A 541-nucleotide genomic window follows, 5' to 3' on the forward strand; every position below is an offset into this window, starting at 1 on the left:
TTTTTTTAGATTACGAGGCGTCTTGGATCAAGAATGGGTATTCATTGACGGAAGCTACATACGCGTGCATCAACATGCAAGTGGAGCTCGGAATGGTTTCGAAAGAGCAATTGGACAATCACGTGGTGGACGAACAACAAAAATACATCTTGCAACCGACGCGAATGGATTACCGATTGATTTTAAAATCACTGGGGGTGGCGTCCACGACAGTCAAGTTGCAAAACAACTGATTGATACTGTAGGCGAGGCAACTTATCTCATTGCTGATAAGGGGTATGATGCTGAGCACATTAGAATATATGCCCAGAACAAGGATATGATTCCCATCATTCCAATGAGATCAAATAGTAAAAGATCGAATAAGGAGTTTGATAAATATCTATATAAATTAAGACATTTAGTTGAAAATGTGTTTGCGAGATTGAAGCATTTCCGAGCGATTGCAACCCGATTTGATAAGCTTGCACGAAATTACCAGTCTATGATTTACATTGCTTGCATATTTATTTGGTGTAAAGCCAAATGAGGACACGCCCTA

At 39.7% G+C, this 541-nt stretch carries 1 protein-coding gene; it reads left to right on the forward strand.

Annotated elements, in window-relative coordinates:
• Positions 1 to 529 (forward strand): IS5 family transposase (locus NI455_RS15385; RefSeq protein WP_253114897.1); only part of this gene is annotated, 529 nt, incomplete at its 5' end.
• Positions 530 to 541 lie beyond the last annotated feature (12 nt).

Origin of the sequence: Acinetobacter lwoffii (assembly GCF_024129435.1) — a bacterium.
GTDB classification, from domain to species: Bacteria; Pseudomonadota; Gammaproteobacteria; order Pseudomonadales; family Moraxellaceae; genus Acinetobacter; species Acinetobacter lwoffii_F.